Origin of the sequence: Pseudomonas sp. nanlin1 (genome assembly GCF_045571515.1) — a bacterium.
Lineage (GTDB): Bacteria > Pseudomonadota > Gammaproteobacteria > Pseudomonadales > Pseudomonadaceae > Aquipseudomonas.
In genome coordinates this window covers 2329821-2346861 of record NZ_CP124218.1, presented here as the reverse complement: position 1 = coordinate 2346861, position 17041 = coordinate 2329821, and the positions used below count along the sequence as shown (strand labels likewise).

Annotated in this window: 14 protein-coding genes; 8 read left to right on the top strand and 6 right to left on the bottom strand. The window is 62.8% G+C overall.

Annotated features, from left to right (window positions below; translation table 11 throughout):
• Positions 1–221: 221 nt before the first annotated feature.
• Genes QCL65_RS11000 through QCL65_RS10990 form a run of 3 tightly spaced genes read left to right on the top strand, consistent with a single transcriptional unit; the run spans position 222 to position 4021 of the window.
• Positions 222–1457, top strand: coding sequence for an SfnB family sulfur acquisition oxidoreductase (locus QCL65_RS11000; protein WP_407316251.1), 1236 nt, complete (start codon positions 222–224; stop codon positions 1455–1457).
• A gap of 2 nt (positions 1458–1459) precedes the next feature.
• Positions 1460–2662: an SfnB family sulfur acquisition oxidoreductase gene (locus QCL65_RS10995; protein ID WP_407316250.1), complete on the top strand. Its 1203-nt coding sequence runs from the start codon at positions 1460–1462 to the stop codon at positions 2660–2662.
• Positions 2663–4021: an LLM class flavin-dependent oxidoreductase gene (locus QCL65_RS10990; RefSeq protein WP_407316249.1), complete on the top strand. Its 1359-nt coding sequence runs from the start codon at positions 2663–2665 to the stop codon at positions 4019–4021.
• Positions 4022–4033: 12 nt separating this feature from the next.
• Here QCL65_RS10990 and QCL65_RS10985 read toward each other — a convergent pair whose 3' ends face one another.
• From QCL65_RS10985 to QCL65_RS10975, 3 genes are all read right to left on the bottom strand, one after another.
• The gene (locus QCL65_RS10985) at positions 4034–4846 is read right to left on the bottom strand and encodes an HDOD domain-containing protein (RefSeq protein WP_407316248.1); all 813 of its coding nucleotides are present in this window, start codon (positions 4844–4846) and stop codon (positions 4034–4036) included.
• Between the two features lie 127 nt (positions 4847–4973).
• On the bottom strand, positions 4974–5309 hold the full coding sequence (locus QCL65_RS10980; RefSeq protein WP_407316247.1) for a hypothetical protein: 336 nt from the start codon (positions 5307–5309) through the stop codon (positions 4974–4976).
• 77 nt (positions 5310–5386) lie between these two features.
• Positions 5387–5548 carry a DUF6021 family protein gene (locus QCL65_RS10975; protein ID WP_407316246.1) on the bottom strand — a complete coding sequence of 54 codons (162 nt, stop codon included), beginning with the start codon at positions 5546–5548 and terminating at the stop codon, positions 5387–5389.
• Positions 5549–5906: 358 nt separating this feature from the next.
• Between QCL65_RS10975 and QCL65_RS10970 the strand changes: the two genes are divergently transcribed.
• Together QCL65_RS10970 and QCL65_RS10965 are read left to right on the top strand one after the other, a co-directional pair.
• Positions 5907–7844: a putative bifunctional diguanylate cyclase/phosphodiesterase gene (locus tag QCL65_RS10970; protein WP_407316245.1), complete on the top strand. Its 1938-nt coding sequence runs from the start codon at positions 5907–5909 to the stop codon at positions 7842–7844.
• 154 nt (positions 7845–7998) lie between these two features.
• Positions 7999–9441: an MFS transporter gene (locus tag QCL65_RS10965; RefSeq protein ID WP_407316244.1), complete on the top strand. Its 1443-nt coding sequence runs from the start codon at positions 7999–8001 to the stop codon at positions 9439–9441.
• Between the two features lie 12 nt (positions 9442–9453).
• Here QCL65_RS10965 and QCL65_RS10960 read toward each other — a convergent pair whose 3' ends face one another.
• The 3 genes from QCL65_RS10960 to QCL65_RS10950 are packed head-to-tail and all read right to left on the bottom strand — an operon-like array spanning position 9454 to position 14379.
• Positions 9454–10182, bottom strand: a complete 729-nt coding sequence (locus QCL65_RS10960) for an amino acid ABC transporter ATP-binding protein (protein ID WP_407316243.1) — start codon at positions 10180–10182, stop codon at positions 9454–9456.
• Positions 10179–11420 (bottom strand): M20/M25/M40 family metallo-hydrolase, encoded by a 1242-nt coding sequence (locus QCL65_RS10955; protein WP_407316242.1) that lies wholly within the window; start codon positions 11418–11420, stop codon positions 10179–10181. The genes QCL65_RS10960 and QCL65_RS10955 overlap by 4 nt, the downstream gene beginning before the upstream one ends.
• A gap of 16 nt (positions 11421–11436) precedes the next feature.
• A complete protein-coding gene (locus QCL65_RS10950) occupies positions 11437–14379 on the bottom strand; it encodes an FAD-dependent oxidoreductase (protein WP_407316241.1) in 2943 nt (980 codons plus the stop codon).
• A gap of 76 nt (positions 14380–14455) precedes the next feature.
• On the opposite strand from QCL65_RS10950, the gene dapA reads away from it, so the two are divergent.
• Genes dapA through QCL65_RS10935 form a run of 3 tightly spaced genes read left to right on the top strand, consistent with a single transcriptional unit; the run spans position 14456 to position 16969 of the window.
• Positions 14456–15352, top strand: a complete 897-nt coding sequence (gene dapA, locus QCL65_RS10945; protein WP_407316240.1) for a 4-hydroxy-tetrahydrodipicolinate synthase — start codon at positions 14456–14458, stop codon at positions 15350–15352.
• Positions 15353–15377: 25 nt separating this feature from the next.
• Positions 15378–16211 carry an ABC transporter substrate-binding protein gene (locus QCL65_RS10940; RefSeq protein WP_407316239.1) on the top strand — a complete coding sequence of 278 codons (834 nt, stop codon included), beginning with the start codon at positions 15378–15380 and terminating at the stop codon, positions 16209–16211.
• A 23-nt stretch (positions 16212–16234) separates the two neighbouring features.
• Positions 16235–16969, top strand: coding sequence for an amino acid ABC transporter permease (locus QCL65_RS10935; protein ID WP_407316238.1), 735 nt, complete (start codon positions 16235–16237; stop codon positions 16967–16969).
• The last annotated feature ends 72 nt before the right edge of the window (positions 16970–17041 follow it).

Below are 17041 nucleotides of genomic sequence, written 5' to 3'. Positions count from 1 at the left end.
CAAACAAAAACGCGCAAGCAAAAGATCGGGGGTGTAGGACGGGGCCTTGCCCCCGAACTCCTTCAAGACCGTCAGGGCACGATCTTTTACCCTCGCACATCCAACCACAACCTCTCTATATATATTCGAAAAGGCTATTTAGTTTTTCGGTTATTCCCTATTAATCTAAATAAACCGGTCCACCGGACAGCGCCCCATTCTTCTATTCGCGAGGTTCGAGTGTGACTGCATTTGCCCATGGGCATGGGGTGGACCAACCCCCTGCCCTGCACCCCGCCCACATTATTGCCAACGACGCCGAAGCCCTGGATGTCGCCCAGCACTTCGCTGCCTATGCCAAGGTTGACGCCGCCGTGCGGGACCGTGATCGGCGCCTGCCATGGGCCGAGCTTGAACGCTTCACCGCGAGCGGGCTGGGCAGTATTAGCGTGCCGCGCGCGTTTGGTGGGCCTGGGGTGTCGTATGCGACCATCGCCCAGGTGTTCAAGCTGATTTGCGCCGCCGACCCGGCCCTGGGGCAGATCCCGCAAAACCATTTCGGCCTCACCAGCGTCATCGCCCACGTCGCCGACGAGGCGCAACAGCGCTATTTCTACGGGAAGATCCTGCAAGGCTGGCGAATCGGCAACGCCGGGCCCGAACGCAACAGCAAGCACACCTTGGACCTGCAGGCCCGAGCACTGCGCCAGGCCGACGGCAGCTACCGTTTCAGCGGGCAAAAGTTCTATTCCACCGGCGCGCTGTTCGCCCATTGGGTGACGGTCAAAGCCCTGGACGATGAAGGGCGCCAGGTGCTTGGCTTCGTGGCGCGCGGCACTGAAGGGCTGCGTATCGTCGACGACTGGTCGGGCTTCGGCCAGCGCACCACGGCCAGCGGTACAGTACTGCTGGACAACGTTGCGGTGCCGGCCAGCCACGTACTGCCCAACGACCGGCTGAGCCACACGGCCAATATTCAAGGCGCCTACGCGCAGCTGATCCAAGCAGCCATTGATGCCGGGATCGCCCACGGCGCACTGGCCGACACCCTAAGTTTCGTGCGCGAGCGGGCCAGGCCGTGGGCAGACGCCAACGTTGACGAAGCCCGGCTGGAGCCCTACCTGATCGCCGAAGTGGGCAAGTTGCAGCTCGAGCTGCACGCGGCCGATGCTTTGCTGGCCCGGGCCGCACGGGTGCTGGACGAAGTGACTGCGGCGCCCATCGATGCCGACAGCGCCGCAAGAGCTTCCATTGCCGTGGCCGAAGCCAAAGTGCTGACCACTGAAATCGCCCTGCTGAGCAGCGAAAAGCTCTTCGAACTGGGCGGCAGCCGAGCAACCCTGGCCGAGTATAACCTCGACCGGCATTGGCGTAACGCCCGCACCCACACCCTCCATGACCCCGTGCGCTGGAAGGTCCACGCCGTGGGTAACTACTACCTCAACGGTGCGCTGCCACCGCGCCACGCTTGGATCTGACCATGAGCGCTCTCTACACCGACACACCGGCTGCGCTGATCGAGAATGATCAACAGGCCCTACAGGTCGCCGCTGAGCTGGCCCAGGCGTTCGCCCAAGAGGCCAGCGTGCGCGACCGTGAACGACGCCTACCCTGGGCCGAACTGCAACGCTTTTCGGCGTCGGGGCTGTGGGGCATCAGCGTGCCCAAGGCATTCGGCGGTGCGGGGGTCAGCAGCGTTACCCTGGCCCAAGTGATCGCCCGCATTGCCGCCGCCGATGGCTCACTGGGGCAGATTCCCCAGAACCATTTCTATGCCCTGGAAGTGCTGCGAGTAAACGGTACCCAACAGCAACAGCAGCGGTTGTTCGGCGAAGCGCTGGCCGGGGTGCGCTTCGGCAATGCCCTGGCGGAACCGGGGGGCAAGACCTCCCAGGTACGCACCACCACGCTGACCGCCGAAGGTGAGGGGTTTCGCCTCAACGGGCGCAAATTTTACGCCACCGGCGCGCTGTACGCGCAGCGCATCCCTACCTCGGCGGTAGATGCCAACGGCGTACAGCACATGGCGTTCGTGCAACGGGATGCGCCAGGCCTGAGCATCATCGACGACTGGTCAGGGTTCGGCCAGCGCACCACCGGCAGCGGCTCAGTGGTGCTCGATAACGTCTACGTCAGCGCCGCCGACGTGGTGCCGTTCCAAAGCGCCTTCGAGCGCCCTACCAGCGTCGGCCCCTTTGCGCAGATCCTCCACGCGGCCATCGACACCGGCTTGGCTCGCGGCGCGTTCGAAGCGGCGCTGCAGTTCATTCGCCGACACGCACGCCCCTGGCCAGACGCCGGGGTCGAGCAGGCTTATCACGACCCGCTGACAATCAGCGAAATCGGCCGTTTGGCCATCCGCCTACACGCCGCTGAAGCGCTGCTGGAGAACGCCGGCTTGGCCCTGGACCGCACGCGCCTGGCGCCCGATCCAGAAAACCTGGCCCAAGCGTCCCTGGCCGTGGCCGAAGCCCGGGCCTTGAGTACCGAAGTGTCGCTGAGCGCCGCCAGCAAGCTGATCGAACTCGGCGGCGCCCGCGCGTCACTGGCAGAACATGGCCTCGACCGCTATTGGCGCAATGCTCGCGTGCATACCCTGCACGACCCCGTGCGCTGGAAATTCCACGCGATCGGCAACTACCACCTCAATGGCCAACGACCACCGCGTAAGGGTTACCTGTAAATGACTGCGGCGAAAAAAATCCTCCTCAATGCCTTCAACATGAACTGCGTGGGCCATATCAACCACGGGCTATGGACCCACCCCAGGGACCGCTCGACCGACTACAAGCGGCTGAGCTACTGGACCGAACTGGCGCAAACCCTGGAGCGCGGGCTGTTCGATGGGCTGTTTCTGGCTGACATCGTCGGCACCTACGATGTTTATCGGGGGAATGTCGACCTGTCCCTGCAAGAGAGCATTCAACTGCCCGTCAACGACCCCTTGATGCTAGTGTCGGCCATGGCGGCGGTGACCCAGCACCTGGGCTTTGGCCTGACGGCCAACTTGAGCTACGAAGCGCCCTATCTATTCGCCCGCCGCATGTCCACTCTCGACCACCTGAGTGAAGGCCGGGTGGGCTGGAACATCGTCACCGGTTACCTGGAAAGCGCCGCCCGCGCCATGGGTCGCCCGGCCCAGGTGGAGCACGACCGGCGCTACGACCAAGCCGACGAATACCTCGAGGTGCTGTACAAACTGTGGGAAGGCAGCTGGGCCGACGACGCCGTACTCAACGACCGCCAGCAGCGCATCTATGCGCAACCGCACAAAGTGCATAAGGTCGAGCACCATGGCGAGTTCTATCAGGTCGAGGGCTACCACCTGTGCGAGCCTTCGCCGCAACGCACCCCGGTGTTGTTCCAGGCCGGCGCGTCACCACGGGGCCTGCGCTTTGCCGGCCAGCATGCCGAATGCGTGTTTATCTCCGGCAAAGACCACGTCGGCGTGCGCCAACAGGTCAACGCCCTACGCGAAAGCGCCCGCCAGGCCGGCCGCGACCCACAGGCGATCAAAATATTTATGGGCTTGAGCGTGGTGGTCGGCACGAGCGCAGCCCAGGCCGAAGAGAAATACAACGAGTACCTGCGCTATGCCAGCCCAGAGGCGGGCCTGGCGCACTATGCGGCCTCCACCGGCATCGACTTGTCGCGCTATGGGCTGGATGAGCCGATTCGCTACGAAAAGAACAACGCTATCGAGTCCGCCGTGAAGGCCCTGACCCGTGATAGCGACTGGACGGTGCGGCGCATCCTCGAAGAAAACGCCCTGGGCGGGCGCTACCCCGCCGTGGTCGGCAGCGCGTCACAGGTCGCCGACGCACTAACCGCCTGGGTCGACGAGACAGGTCTGGATGGCTTCAACCTGACCCGTACGGTCACGCCCGAAAGTTACGTGGATTTCGTCGACCTGGTGGTGCCTGAACTGCAAAGCCGCGGGCGCTACAAAAGCGCCTATAGCGAAGGCACGCTGCGCCATAAACTACACGGCCAGGGTGACCGCCTGCCGGCCCAGCACGTCGGCGCCCGCTGGCGCCGGTAGGCTGGGCAAGGCTTAGGTCAGTTGCTCGGCAAAGGCTTTATCGGCCTCCAGCAAAGCAGGCAGCTTTTCAAACAACAGGTCCAGGTCAATCCCTTCCAGCAGCGGACCTTCCAAGGCCACGCGCGCGTCCGGGGTGGCGCCACCGTGGGCTTCCAGCGCATCGGAAATGCAGATGGCCTGGGCCAACACCTTGGGCAGCGGCGCATTGTTAGGTGCGTGGAATGGATTGGCCTGATAGGCAATGGCGGTACGAATGAGCTCCGGCAGATGCCAGCGCTTAGCCAGCTCGGCGCCCACTTCCGGGTAGCCGAAGCCCAGCTGTAGGGTTTCATTGGCGGCTCGGCTAGCGCCACTGGCACGAATAATGGCGGCAAACCTTGGCGCGCCGGCCTGGATCAGCAGCTCACCGATGTTGTGCATCACCCCACAGGTGAAGGCGATTTCGGCGTCGACCCCAACCTGTTTGGCCAATAGCCGCGAAATACTGGCCACCTGAAAGCTTTTCAGCCAAAAGCCCTTGAGGTCGAAGGCCGCTTCAGTCTTGAAGGCACCGGTGACCGCAGAAGCCAGCACCAGAGTGCGTAGGGTGTTGAAGCCCAGGCGCGAGGCCGCATCTTCGATACTGGCCGACTCACGAGCACCACGGAACCGCGCCGAGTTGGCCAAGCGCAGGATCTTCGCCGCAATGACTGGGTCTTTCTCGAGGTTACGCGCCACACTTTCCAGGCTGGAGGCGGGGTTGTCGAACTGTTGGATCAGGTCTTGGGCGACCTTGGGAATACTCGGCAGGCTGTGCAGTTCGGAAAAAAGCGCTTCAATATCCATCGGTCACTCCTGGGCTCAACGGGCAGCCCACACATGGGCGATTTAGCAAGATTGTGCATCTTGCAAAATCGCTATCGGCCGCAGGAGCGAAAGGATGACCACGCGCTGTTTCGAAACAATAGCGCGGTTACAGGCAGGCTTTGGCCATATTGGCCCATGCAGTGCTTTCGGCCCACTCAGGGGGCAACGACACGGTGACTTTGGAACCGCTGCCTTCCTGGTCGATACGCGCTTGGCTCAACGAAGCGGTGAACGGTGCATGCACATCGATCTGGTAACCGGTATCAGTGGCGACGGGCTGCACTTGCGGGCTGAACTGCTGCCACTTGGGTGCCAGGCAGGCAGCGTATTCCTGCGGTGCCTTGGTGCTCGACGCCGAGAGCGTCGGTTGCTCACGCCAAGAGCCGTTGCCAGTGCAACCGGCCAGTGCGGCCAGGGTCAGCGCCCCCATCAAAATTCGCATGCTGTTGCCTCATTGTTATGGATTCAGGTGACAAGAGCCCCGCGAATATAGCGGGGCTCTCGATAGTTTGCCGGGGATCAGGACTTGTCGTCATCTTCACCGGGAATTTTTGCAGGTCCTATCGGATCGGTCTGCGGGTCTTCCAGGTCCGGGGAGTCGGGATCAAAACCCAGATCTTTTTTAGGATCGGACGGTTTGGAGGGGGTTTGCCCATCTGGCGCATTCGGCGTGTTGGTCATGCTCACCTCTTCATAGCCGGGCCAGGATCATCTCAGCCCTGGGTATCAGAGCGCTTCACCCAGGCATCGTGCCCAATTCCGGACGAACGGTCAAATACCCTGGCAGATCTATCTCAATCGCCCCCTCCCTCTACAGAATCGGCCAGCACCGCCGACACGTTTAACAGCACCTGATGAATCGGGCACCGACCCGACCTTTTAAAAGTTGACTATGATCAAACCACTGCCCAGCGGATCCAATAGCACCACAGCGCCAACGACGACTCCTGCACAGCGCCAATTCGAACCTGTGACCGCCGTCGAGCCCGCCAGAGGCACCGGATCGGGCGTGCACTATCGCCTCCTTAGAGAGATCACTTTGACAAGCAAAGCGCTGATCGCAAAGCTGCAGGCGTTCTTCTCGGTGCGCGCGGACAACCCGCGCCTGCTCAAGGCGCAGTACATCGCCCTGGCCCGCCAACTGCCTCTGATGTACTTCATTTTGCTGGTCAACACCTGGGCCCTGGCCTGGACCCACATGGCGCACGCCCCCACGTGGCTGGTGGTCTACGTACCGACACTGCTGACCCTGGTGTGCGGGTTGCGCGCCTGCGTATGGTGGTTCACGCGGCATCGGCAGCCGTCCACAGAGCTGATCCTGCGCGCGCTGGTGCGCACCAATCGACTCTCGGCGCCCATCGCCATCGGCTTTACCAGCTGGGCGCTGGCGTTGTTTCCCTATGGCGACGTCTATGGCAAATCCCATGTGGCGTTCTACATGGCCATTACCGTTATCGGTGTGATCTTCAGCTTGATGCATTTGCGCCCCGCCGCGCAGACTACGGCGCTGATCGTCAACATTGCCTTCGTGGTGTTTTTCGCTTCCACTGGTAACCCGACCTTCATCGCCACGGCGCTGAACGTCTTGCTGGTATCGATCACCATGCTGGTGATCCTCAATAATCATTACCGCGCGTTTACCCGCCTGGTGGACGCCCAGGCCCGTGCTGAAGAACTCGGCAACGAGAACCTGCGGCTGGCCAATCAGGACAGCCTCACAGGGCTGCCGAACCGCCGGCAGTTTTTCACCACCCTCGACCGCGAACTGGCCAGGGCTAAAGCGAAGAATACCCGGCTGGCCGTGGGCATCATCGACCTGGACGGCTTCAAGCCCGTTAACGACCTCTATGGCCACAGCGTGGGCGACCGTCTGTTGATTCAGGTTGGCCAGCGCCTGCTGGGTTTGATCGGCCCGGACATGCATCTGGCGCGCCTGGGCGGTGATGAATTCGCGCTGATCCTGAGCAATGGTGCCGATGACCAACAGCTCGCGCACTTCGGTCAGCTGGTCTGCGGGGCACTGGCCGCGCCCTTCATGCTGACCGATCTACCGATCCAGATCGGCGGGTCCCTGGGCATCGCCACCTTCCCAGACATCGCCACCGACGCCACCGAGGTGTTCGAGTACGCCGACTACGCGCTGTACCACAGCAAACGCACCAACCGTGGGGTTATGTCACTGTTTGCTGGCCATCACCTGGAGCAACTACGCCGCGACGGCTTGACGGAGCAAGCCCTGCGCCGCGCCGACGTGGACCACGAATTCAGCCTAGTCTTCCAGCCAGTGGTCGACCTGCACAGCCAGCGCACCGTGGCCTTCGAGGCTCTCGCCCGCTGGCACAGCCCGAAGCTGGGCAACGTCTCGCCTTATCAGTTCATTCCGGTGGCCGAGCGCATTGGCATGATCAACCGCCTGACCCTACCGCTGTTACGCAAGGCGTTGGCCACGGCCAACGGCTGGCCGCAGAACATCCGCCTTTCGTTCAACCTCTCGGCCCACGACTGTGGCTCGGATGAAATCACCGAACAGATCGCTGGCGTGATTCGCGAAAGTCGTTTCGACCCACGCCGCTTGGACTTGGAAATCACTGAAACGGCGATCATGCAAGACATCGTCCAGGTACACCGCACCATCGACGTGTTCCGCCAACTGGGCTGTGGCATCTCCCTGGACGACTTTGGCACCGGGTACTCCAGCCTCAGCCAATTGCACTCCCTGGCCTTCACCAAAATCAAGATCGACCGCAGCTTCGTGACCGGTTTGCACGAGAAACCAGCCAGCTACAAGATCGTTAAGTCGTTGGTGGCGCTTAGCCTGGACATGCAGTTGGAATGCATCGTCGAAGGCGTGGAAACCCGCGAAGAGCTCAATGCCCTGGCCAGCCTGGGCTGTTCCAAGGTGCAAGGGTATTTCTTCTCGAAGCCCATGCCGCCTGGGGAAATCGAGCAATGGCTGGCTAACGAGACGTCGCGTTAAAAAGATCGGGGGCTGTAGGAGGGGGCTTGCCCCCGATCTTTTCCCCCCGCCAACGCAAATTCTCCAGACACCACCAATACCCCACACCAGTTGAACTCCCCGCCCTACCCTGCACTCACACGGCAAACACGCCTATAAAAAACCGAGGCAGGCCATGCGCAGCGCAGCGATTTTCCATACCGACCTGCCCGCACGACTCGACCGTTTACCCTGGGGCCGTTTCCACACCCTGCTGGTGTTTGCCTTGGGCATCACCTGGCTGCTGGATGGCCTGGAAGTCACCCTCGCCGGCTCCGTAGCCGGTGCCTTGAAAAGCAGCCCGGCGCTGCAGTTCAGTAACAGCGACATCGGCCTGGCCGGCGCGGCCTATATTGCCGGCGCGGTCCTTGGGGCCTTGCTGTTCGGCTGGCTGACCGACCGCCTGGGGCGGCGCAAACTGTTCTTCATCACACTGTTTCTGTACATCGGCGCGACGGCACTCACGGCGTTCTCGTGGAACCTGTGGAGCTTTCTGTTTTTCCGTTTTCTCACCGGCGCGGGGATCGGCGGCGAATACACCGCGATCAACTCCACCATTCAGGAATTCACCCCCGCGCGCTACCGTGGTTGGGTCGACCTGACCATCAACGGCACCTTCTGGATCGGCGCGGCCTTGGGCGCCGTGGGCTCTATCGTGTTGCTCGACCCCGACGTGGTCGGCGGCGACAACGGCTGGCGGCTGTGCTTCGCTATCGGTGCCGGCCTGGGCCTGATCATTGTGTTTATGCGCCTGTGGATTCCAGAGAGCCCCCGCTGGCTGATGATCCATGGGCGCCACGCCGAGGCCGAGCAAATCGTCGAGGCCATCGAGCAGCGCTTTCGCGATGAGGGCCACACCCTGGCGCCACTCAGCGAAAAACCCCTGCGCCTGCGCGCCCGCGACCACACGCCGTTGGCCGAAGTGTTCAATACCCTGTTCGTACGGCACCGCATGCGCGCGGTGGTGGGCCTGAGCCTGTTGACCGCCCAAGCGTTTTTCTACAACGCGATTTTCTTCACCTATGCGTTGGTCCTGACCGACTTTTATAACGTGCCTGCCGAGCAAGTCGGCTGGTATGTATTGCCGTTTGCCCTGGGCAATTTCTGTGGGCCGCTGCTACTAGGCCGATTGTTCGACGTGGTCGGGCGCCGCGTGATGATCAGCCTGACCTACGCAATTTCCGGCGTATTGCTGACCATCAGCGGTTATCTGTTTCAAGCAGGCCTGCTCACGGTGATTGAGCAAACTCTGGCCTGGAGCGTGATTTTCTTCTTCGCCTCAGCGGCGGCCAGCTCGGCCTACCTGACCGTTGCCGAAACCTTCCCGCTGGAAATACGCGCCCTGGCCATCGCTGTGTTTTACGCGTTCGGCACCGGTCTGGGCGGGATCGTCGGCCCGAGCCTGTTTGGCGCGTTGATTGAAAGCCAGGACCGTAGCAACGTATTCGTTGGCTATGTGATTGGCGCCGCCTTGATGATTGGCGCCGCCTGCGTGCAGGCTATATGGGGTGTCGCGGCTGAGCGCAAGTCCCTGGAAAGCGTCGCCACCCCCCTTTCCCAAGTTCACGACGAGACTTGAGCGAAACCTCGCTCAATGGGCCAGGATCTGCTGGAGAAAGCCTTGGGCACGGGGCGTCTGCGGGGCATCGAAAAATTGCGCCGCCGGGGCGTCTTCGATGATCTCACCGGCGTCCATGAACAACACGCGGTCGGCCACTTTGCGCGCAAAGCCCATTTCGTGGGTTACGCAAAACATGGTCATGCCCTCTTGGGCCAACTCGGTCATCACCGCCAGCACCTCAGCCACCATCTCTGGGTCGAGCGCCGACGTGGGTTCGTCGAATAGCATGGCTTTAGGCTCCATCGCCAAGGCCCGCGCAATGGCCACGCGCTGCTGCTGACCACCGGACAACTGCCCAGGGAACTTGCTGGCCTGGGCGCCCAGGCCAACGCGCTCCAACAAGCGCTGGCCGCGCTCATGGGCGGCAGCTTTGGGGCGCTTGAGTACCTGGGTCTGCGGGATCACCAGGTTATCCATCACGGTCATGTGCGGGAATAATTCGAACTGCTGGAAAACCATCCCGACTTGTCGGCGTAACAGCGGCAGGTCGGTGCCTTTAGCCCCGACACTGACGCCGTCGACATGAATTTCACCGCTGTCGAACGGTTCCAGAGCGTTGATGCACTTGATCAAGGTCGACTTGCCGGAACCCGACGGGCCACAGACCACCACCACTTCGCCTTTATTGATGTGGGTGGTACAGCCCTTGAGCACCTGGAAGTTGCCATAGAATTTAGACAGCCCCTTGATGTTGATCATCGTGGTACGCCCTCGCTGAGCAGCTCAAGCAACGTATTGGCAACCACCTGGGTGGCCCGCCGCAGGTCGTCCAACGGCACCCGCTCATCGGCGCGGTGCCCGTTGGCTTCGATCAAGGTGCGCGGCCCAGCCCCGTACATCACCGTGGCGATGCCGGCTTCGCTGTAAAGCCGCGCGTCGGTGTACAGCGGCACGCCCACAGGTGTGATGGGCTCGGCAAACACTCGCTCGGCTTCGCGGCAGACCAGCGCCGCCAGGCGTTCACTGCCCGCCACCGGGGTGAACGGCCTGGCCAGCAGGACCCGCTTGATGTCCAAGGTAATCCCGGGCTGCTCGGCCGCTGCGCGGATGAGCAGCTCATGCAGTTCGGCTTCGACCGCTTCAGGCGACTCCTCGGGGATAATCCGTCGGTCCAGGCGCAGGGTCAGGCGGTCGGCAACCACGTTGGTGTTAATGCCGCCCTCGATCAGGCCCACGATCAAGGTCGGGTGGCTGATCCCAGGCGTGCTGCTGCGCCGTTCGCGCAGGCTGTCGCGGTAGCCATACAGGGCCTGCAACACCGCGACGCTGGCCTCGATCGCATCGACCCCGGTGTCGGGCATCGCCGCGTGGGCGGACGTTCCGCACAGGGTCACCTCCAGGTGCAGGCAGCCGTTGTGCGCGGTGATCACGTGGTAAGAAAACGCGGCGCTGAGTACGTAGTCCGGGGCACTGAGTTTTTCTTTGAGCAGCCAGCCGGGCCCGGCTAAACCGCCGGTTTCTTCGTCATAGGTGATGTGCAGTTCAACGCTACCGGCCAAAGGCAGATCGAGGGTTTTCAGGGCGGCCAACGCATGGGCATAAGTGGTGATATCAGATTTGGAAACCGCTGCCCCGCGCCCGTACAACCAACCCTCGCGGATCTCGCCGCCGTAGGGGTCGCTACTCCAGCCGCGCCCTGGCGGCACCACATCGCCATGGGCATTAAGGGCGATGGTCGGCCCCGGACCGAAGCGGTGACGCACGATCAGGTTGGTCGCACTCACCATACCCGCCGCCTCGACCACCGCAGCCGGTACCGTATGCCGCTCTACCGTAAACCCCATGGCCTCGAGCAGGCGTGCGGTGACCTCGGCATGGGGGGTGCAGTCACCCGGCGGGTTGTCTGAAGGGGTACGCACCAGCGCTTGAAGCATCTCAGTTTGAGCAGCGAAGCCTTGGTCAATCACAGCACCTAAGGTCTGTTTGGGGTCGGTCATCTGCAAATAGCCTCGTTCATAAAGGGTTGCCAAAGCGCTCGATACGGTACGCAGACACATCTAAATCGGTGCGCCCTTGGGTTATCAATTCGGCCACGGTGCGCGCCACGATGGGGGCCAAGGTATAACCATTGGAAGTCACGGCGTTGAAAAAGCCCGCCACACCCGGTACTTCACCGAGGATCGGCGCGCCGTCGATGTTTACGTTCATGCCCGCCCAGCTGCGCAGCATATGCAGGCCCCGCAGCGCGGGCAAGACGCGCGTGGCGACCCATAAGTTGCCCTCGATGCTGCCGCGCAGTGCCGTGTTCATACGCATGGCGGGCGAGAAACCGGCACTCCAGCCGCCGCCGATCAGCAGCCCGCCATTGGCCGTTTGCTTGAGGCTCAAGTGGCGGTCGGCGTGGGCGATCAGGTGGTCCACCAGCGGTGGCGCACGCTCGGTGACAATCATCTGCAAAGGTGCGCCCGTGACCGGCACGTTCACCCCGAGCAATTGCCCAACCCGCTTGGACCATGCCCCCGCCGCGTTGACCACGCGCTTGGCAACGATCACGCCGCGACTGGTGGTGACGCGAAAACCGCCATTGGCCAGGGCTTCGATGGCCTGTACGTCGGTGCCGCGCTGAAAGCGCGCGCCCAAGCCGCGGGCCAGATCGCCCACCAGGTAGGTCGCACGCAAGGGGTTGATCTTGCCTTCCAGGGGGCACCATTCAGCGCCTAGCAGGTCCGCCGACAAATGCGCTGAAAGCCTGCGCAGCTGCGCGCCGTCAAGCAGCTCGGCGGCAATGCCGTAGCGGCGTTCCAGGCGAACTTTGTCTTCAAGAAAGCGCAGGCCTTGGGCGTTCTCGGCGACCATCAGGCCACCGGTCAATTTGATCTCCATGGACTGCCCACTGAGGCGTTCCAGCTCCTGCCAGAGGCCCACGGCCAAAGGGCCCAAAGGCAGCGTTTGCGCCGCAGGGCCACCACCGCGCTGGGCCTTGGCACCAAAGTCGAACGAGAGCAATTGCACATGCAGGCTGCCCGCGTTGGCGCCCGAGGCTTGCAGGTTGGCATCGTCGCGGTCCACCACCAGCACCTGCGCCCCTGCCTTGGCCAAGTAATAGCCCAGGCAATTGCCCAGCACTCCGGCACCAATCACCAGTACGTCGGTGTGTTGCTGAGGCAGCGGCGGCTGTTGCACCGGTCGCGCCAGGTTGGGCGTGCTCGCGGCCACATGCCCGCCCCACTCAGCGTGCTCGAAGGCTAACGCGGCGATGGCCACCGGCTTGGCCGGGGGCCTAGGCGCAAAGCCGCTGTCGATACTGGCGGGTCGGCCCAGTCGCTGGCTGATCAAACAGGCGCCCACCCCCGCGCAATAACGCCCTTGGCAACGGCCCATGCCTAAGCGAGTGAAGCGCTTGAGGCTGGCCAGCGTGTCGTAGCCTTGATCCAGCGCTTGGCGCAAGGTGCCCAAGTCGATGTCTTCACAACGACACACCAGGGTGCTGTCCGGTAGTGCGTTCAGGTTCACCGGGGGAGCCTGATACAGCGCCCACAGGCCCGCCTGGAAAGATTGGGCGCGCTGCAACTGGCGTTCAGCGGCTTGCTGGCGCGGGGGGTCTGCGGCTAAACCCAACTGTACAGCGACAGCCAGCCCCGCCAGCGTGCCGCGGGCCAACGCTACACGAGCGCCACCCACATCCGCACCGTCGCCGACCACATAGACGCCTGGGACCGAGGTGCTGGCGTCCAGCCCCGTGCGAATGGCCGGGGTACTGAACGGCGCCTCGCGCAAGACCTGCTCACACCCCAACATGCGCGCCAGCTCGGTCGAGGGAATGAAGCCGTGGCCCAGACACAGGGCGTCGCACTCGACCCGCCGCTCACTACCCGGCACCACCGCGCCATGGGCGTCCACGGCGGCCACCGTGACGGCTTGCAAACGCTGCGAGCCGTGGGCGGCAATGACGCTATGGCCCCAGTGCAAAGGCACCCCAGCGCTTTTCAGCCGGCCCAGGTAAGCAGCGCCATCGCGCAGAAGGTCACTACCACTGCGCAGCATGCGCACCACCTGGCGCCATTGTTTGAAGCGCGGCTTGGCCGCCGACTCAAGTACCTCGCACACGGTTGCGCCGCCGCTGAGTAGCTCGGCGGCCAGCTGCAGGTTCAGCGGGCCGTTGCCGCTGATCAGCACCCGTTGCCCGGCGCCGACCCGATACGCTCGGCCCAGGGTTTGCGCAGCACCGGTGGTCATCACCCCTGGCAGCGTCCAGCCGGGGAACGGCACCGGCCGCTCATAGGCGCCGGGGGCCAGAATCAGTTGTTTGGGTTCGAACAGCCACGCTTGGCCGGCAATCACCGCCGCCACTTCATTGGGTGAAAACGCCGCCCACACCGTTGCGTTTTGCTGGATCCGCACCCCGGCCTGGCGTGCTTGCGCCAGCAGCGCCAAGCCATGGGCAAATTGCTTGGCAGGCGCTTTGACGAAGCGATGGGACGGCGCGAGTGGCTTGTAAAACTGCCCGCCGCTTTCGGGTCGCTCATCCAGCACCCAAACGCTGGCCCCCTTTTGCGCCGCCGCCAACGCGGCGGCCAAGCCTCCAGGACCGGCGCCCACCACCAGGACATCTGGCCGTGCGACCTGTGGCGCGCTGCCCTGTGGAGCCTCGGCCAAGGGCTGCAACGCATACTCTGCAGGCAGCCCGCTGCGCACTTGCATGCCGTCAGCGACTTTGACCAGGCAACTGCGCTGGCCTGCCTGCCCGTCGATCTCAACCGCGCATTCGAAGCAGGCGCCCATGCCGCAATACAGCCCGCGCGCCTGGCCGTCGCGGGTTTGGCGCAGCGCGAGGATGCCGGCGCGCGTCAGCGCGGCAGCTACGGTTTCACCCTCCCAGGCAGGCACCGCAACGCCGTCCATATAGAGCTCGAACGTGGCGCCGCTGCGCTCAATAGCAGGATGAATCAGATGCATGGTCGCCTCTCAATGAGTTTGCATACTGATTGTATACGTATACACTCGGTATGCAATCACTGGCGAGCATGAACCCATGACAACTTTTCGCGGCACCTACACGGTCCTTATCACGCCTTTCACCTCCGACGGCTCGGCTATCGACGTGCCCGCCCTGGAGCGTTTGGTGGACTGGCAAATCACCGAAGGCATCCATGGCCTGATTCCGCTAGGCAGTACCGGAGAGTTTCTCTCCATGACCCGCGAAGAACGGCAATTGGTCATCGACACGGTCGTGCGCACCAGCAATGGGCGGGTTCCGGTACTGGTCGGAACCGGCGCGGAATGGACCCGCGATTGCGTCGAACTGAGCCTGGAAGCCCAGTCCATGGGCGCCGACGGGGTGATGATCATCCCGCCGTTCTATAGCTGCCCCAATGAAGACGAGCTGTTCGCCCACTACCGTGCCGTAGGGGAAGCAATAGACGTACCGATCATGCTCTACAACAACCCGGCCACCGCCAATGTCGACCTCATGCCCAGCACAGTGGCACGCCTGGCGCAGATCGATACCGTGCGCTACATCAAGGAATCGACCCTGGAAGTGACCCGGGTGCGTGACATCATCGAGCTGTGTGGCGACCGCATGAATGTGTTCGCCGGCATCCTGGGCTATGAATCGTTCTGGCTGGGCGCCTGCGGCTGGATCGCGGTGGCGTCCAACCTGCTGCCCAAATGGTCGGCGCAGATGTTCGAAGCGGCGGTTGAGCGAGGCGACCGCGACGCCGCCCTGGCCCTGTATAAGAAAATACTGCCCATCGTACGGGCCGTTGGCGGCCCCCACTATGTGGCCGCCAGCAAGGCCGGGCTGAACCTGCTCGGCCTGCCCGTCGGTGACCCTCGCGCCCCGCGTTTGCCTTTGGCACTGCCCCACCAACTCGCCCTGCGTCAGGCGCTCGAAGACCTCCAGGTCATTGGCAGCTTGCGTAGCTAAATCTCACGACTCGGGAACACCCACCATGAAATCTAACCTGCGCCGTTCGTGTAATGCTGGTTTGCTCGCTTCGTTGTTGTTTTGTGCTTCAACCTTTGCCGCCGAGTGTGCAACACCCACGCAAGCGGCCCTGATCAACCCAGGGCACCTGAGCATGGCCACTAACCCCACCTTGCCGCCGCTGCAATTCGTCGACGCCAGTGGTGAGCTCAAGGGCATGCGCATCGAATTGGGCACCGAGATCGCCAAGCGCCTTTGTTTGCAGGCCGATTACACCCGTATCGAATTTTCCGCGATGGTGCCAGGCCTGCAGGGGCGGCGTTGGGACATGATCAACACGGGGATCTTCTTCACCCCCGAACGGGCGAAAATCATGTGGATGATCCCCTACGAAAACCAGGCGATCAGCCTTTCGGCGCTGCCCAGCAACCCCGGTAACATCGCCGCACTGGACGATCTGGCCGGGCAAAGCGTGGGCGTAGAAATAGGTGGGTTCGAGGAAAAATCGATCAAGACAGCCAGCGCCGAACTGGTGGCCAAAGGGCTCAAACCCATCGACGTGCGCACCTTCGATAATTTTGCCATCGCCTTCCAGGCCTTGCGCGCCGGCCAAGTGCAGGCCGTCGTGAGCCTGGACTCAGTCGCCGCCGAGTACCAGCGCCAAGGCAACTTCAAGCAAGTCATCGCCGGCCTTGAGCCCACCCCCGTCGCGCTCGCCTTCAAAGACCAGGCCCTGGCCAACGCAGCGGCCAAGGTGCTCAACGACATGCGTGCAGACGGTAGCCTGGAGGCGCTGTTCAAACGCTATGGCGCCCAAAGCACCCCAGGCGCTTTCACCGCCCAGGGCCCCTCCTCGTAAACTCAACGACACAGGTATTAACGATGAATCAGGGCTGGAGCTGGACGGGCTATTTCGAATACCTCGGCAACCCCTTTTTGCTGATGGGCGCTGTTTATACCGTCTGCCTGACCCTGGCCGGAATGCTCGGGGGCCTGCTGCTAGGCACACTGCTGGCCTATGCGCGCCTGTCGCCACGGCCTTGGTTGTCGTTGCCAGCGCGGGCTTACACCTGGGTGTTTCGTGGCACCCCACTGCTGGTGCAGTTGATCATCATCTACACGGGTTTACCGCAGTTGGGCATCCGTTTCAACGTGCTGGAGTCGGTGCTCCTCGGCTTGGTCCTGAATGAGGCGGCCTACCTGGCGGAAATCATCCGCGGTGGCGTCCAAGCCATTGCGCCCGGGCAACTCAACGCGGCCAAGGCGTTGGGCTTTCGAGGCCTGGCGGTGCTGCGCTTCGTCATCTTCCCGCAAACCATGCGGCTGATTCTGCCGACCCTGGGCAACAGCTTCAACAGCCTGCTCAAGACCACCTCGATTGCCTCGGTGATCTCCATGGAAGAGTTATTGCGCCGTACGCAGATGCTGATCCAGGAAAAATTCATGGTGCTGGAGCTGTTTATGGTCGCCGCCACCTACTACCTGATTCTCACGACACTCTGGGATTTCCTGCAACGGCGGATCGAACGCCATTATGCCCAGGCTTACCGCACCGACCGCGACAGCGGCCCGGCCAATGCGCCCTCTGCGAAAGCGCCCCTTCCGCCGGTGGCTTGAGCCCCCACAGTCGACCTGCCTGGCGCGGCCGATTACACTCCTCGCCAAGGCCCTATGGCCAATGCTCACCCC

Bases quoted from the DNA above. Each gene is read 5' to 3' on its own strand.
- QCL65_RS10995 (WP_407316250.1), top strand. From the start codon at position 1,460: ATGAGCGCTCTCTACACCGACACACCGGCTGCGCTGATCGAGAATGAT.
- QCL65_RS10990 (WP_407316249.1), top strand. From the start codon at position 2,663: ATGACTGCGGCGAAAAAAATCCTCCTCAATGCCTTCAACATGAACTGC.
- QCL65_RS10985 (WP_407316248.1), bottom strand. From the start codon at position 4,846: ATGGATATTGAAGCGCTTTTTTCCGAACTGCACAGCCTGCCGAGTATT.
- QCL65_RS10980 (WP_407316247.1), bottom strand. From the start codon at position 5,309: ATGCGAATTTTGATGGGGGCGCTGACCCTGGCCGCACTGGCCGGTTGC.
- QCL65_RS10975 (WP_407316246.1), bottom strand. From the start codon at position 5,548: ATGACCAACACGCCGAATGCGCCAGATGGGCAAACCCCCTCCAAACCG.
- QCL65_RS10965 (WP_407316244.1), top strand. From the start codon at position 7,999: ATGCGCAGCGCAGCGATTTTCCATACCGACCTGCCCGCACGACTCGAC.
- QCL65_RS10960 (WP_407316243.1), bottom strand. From the start codon at position 10,182: ATGATCAACATCAAGGGGCTGTCTAAATTCTATGGCAACTTCCAGGTG.
- QCL65_RS10955 (WP_407316242.1), bottom strand. From the start codon at position 11,420: ATGACCGACCCCAAACAGACCTTAGGTGCTGTGATTGACCAAGGCTTC.
- QCL65_RS10950 (WP_407316241.1), bottom strand. From the start codon at position 14,379: ATGCATCTGATTCATCCTGCTATTGAGCGCAGCGGCGCCACGTTCGAG.
- dapA (WP_407316240.1), top strand. From the start codon at position 14,456: ATGACAACTTTTCGCGGCACCTACACGGTCCTTATCACGCCTTTCACC.
- QCL65_RS10940 (WP_407316239.1), top strand. From the start codon at position 15,378: ATGAAATCTAACCTGCGCCGTTCGTGTAATGCTGGTTTGCTCGCTTCG.
- QCL65_RS10935 (WP_407316238.1), top strand. From the start codon at position 16,235: ATGAATCAGGGCTGGAGCTGGACGGGCTATTTCGAATACCTCGGCAAC.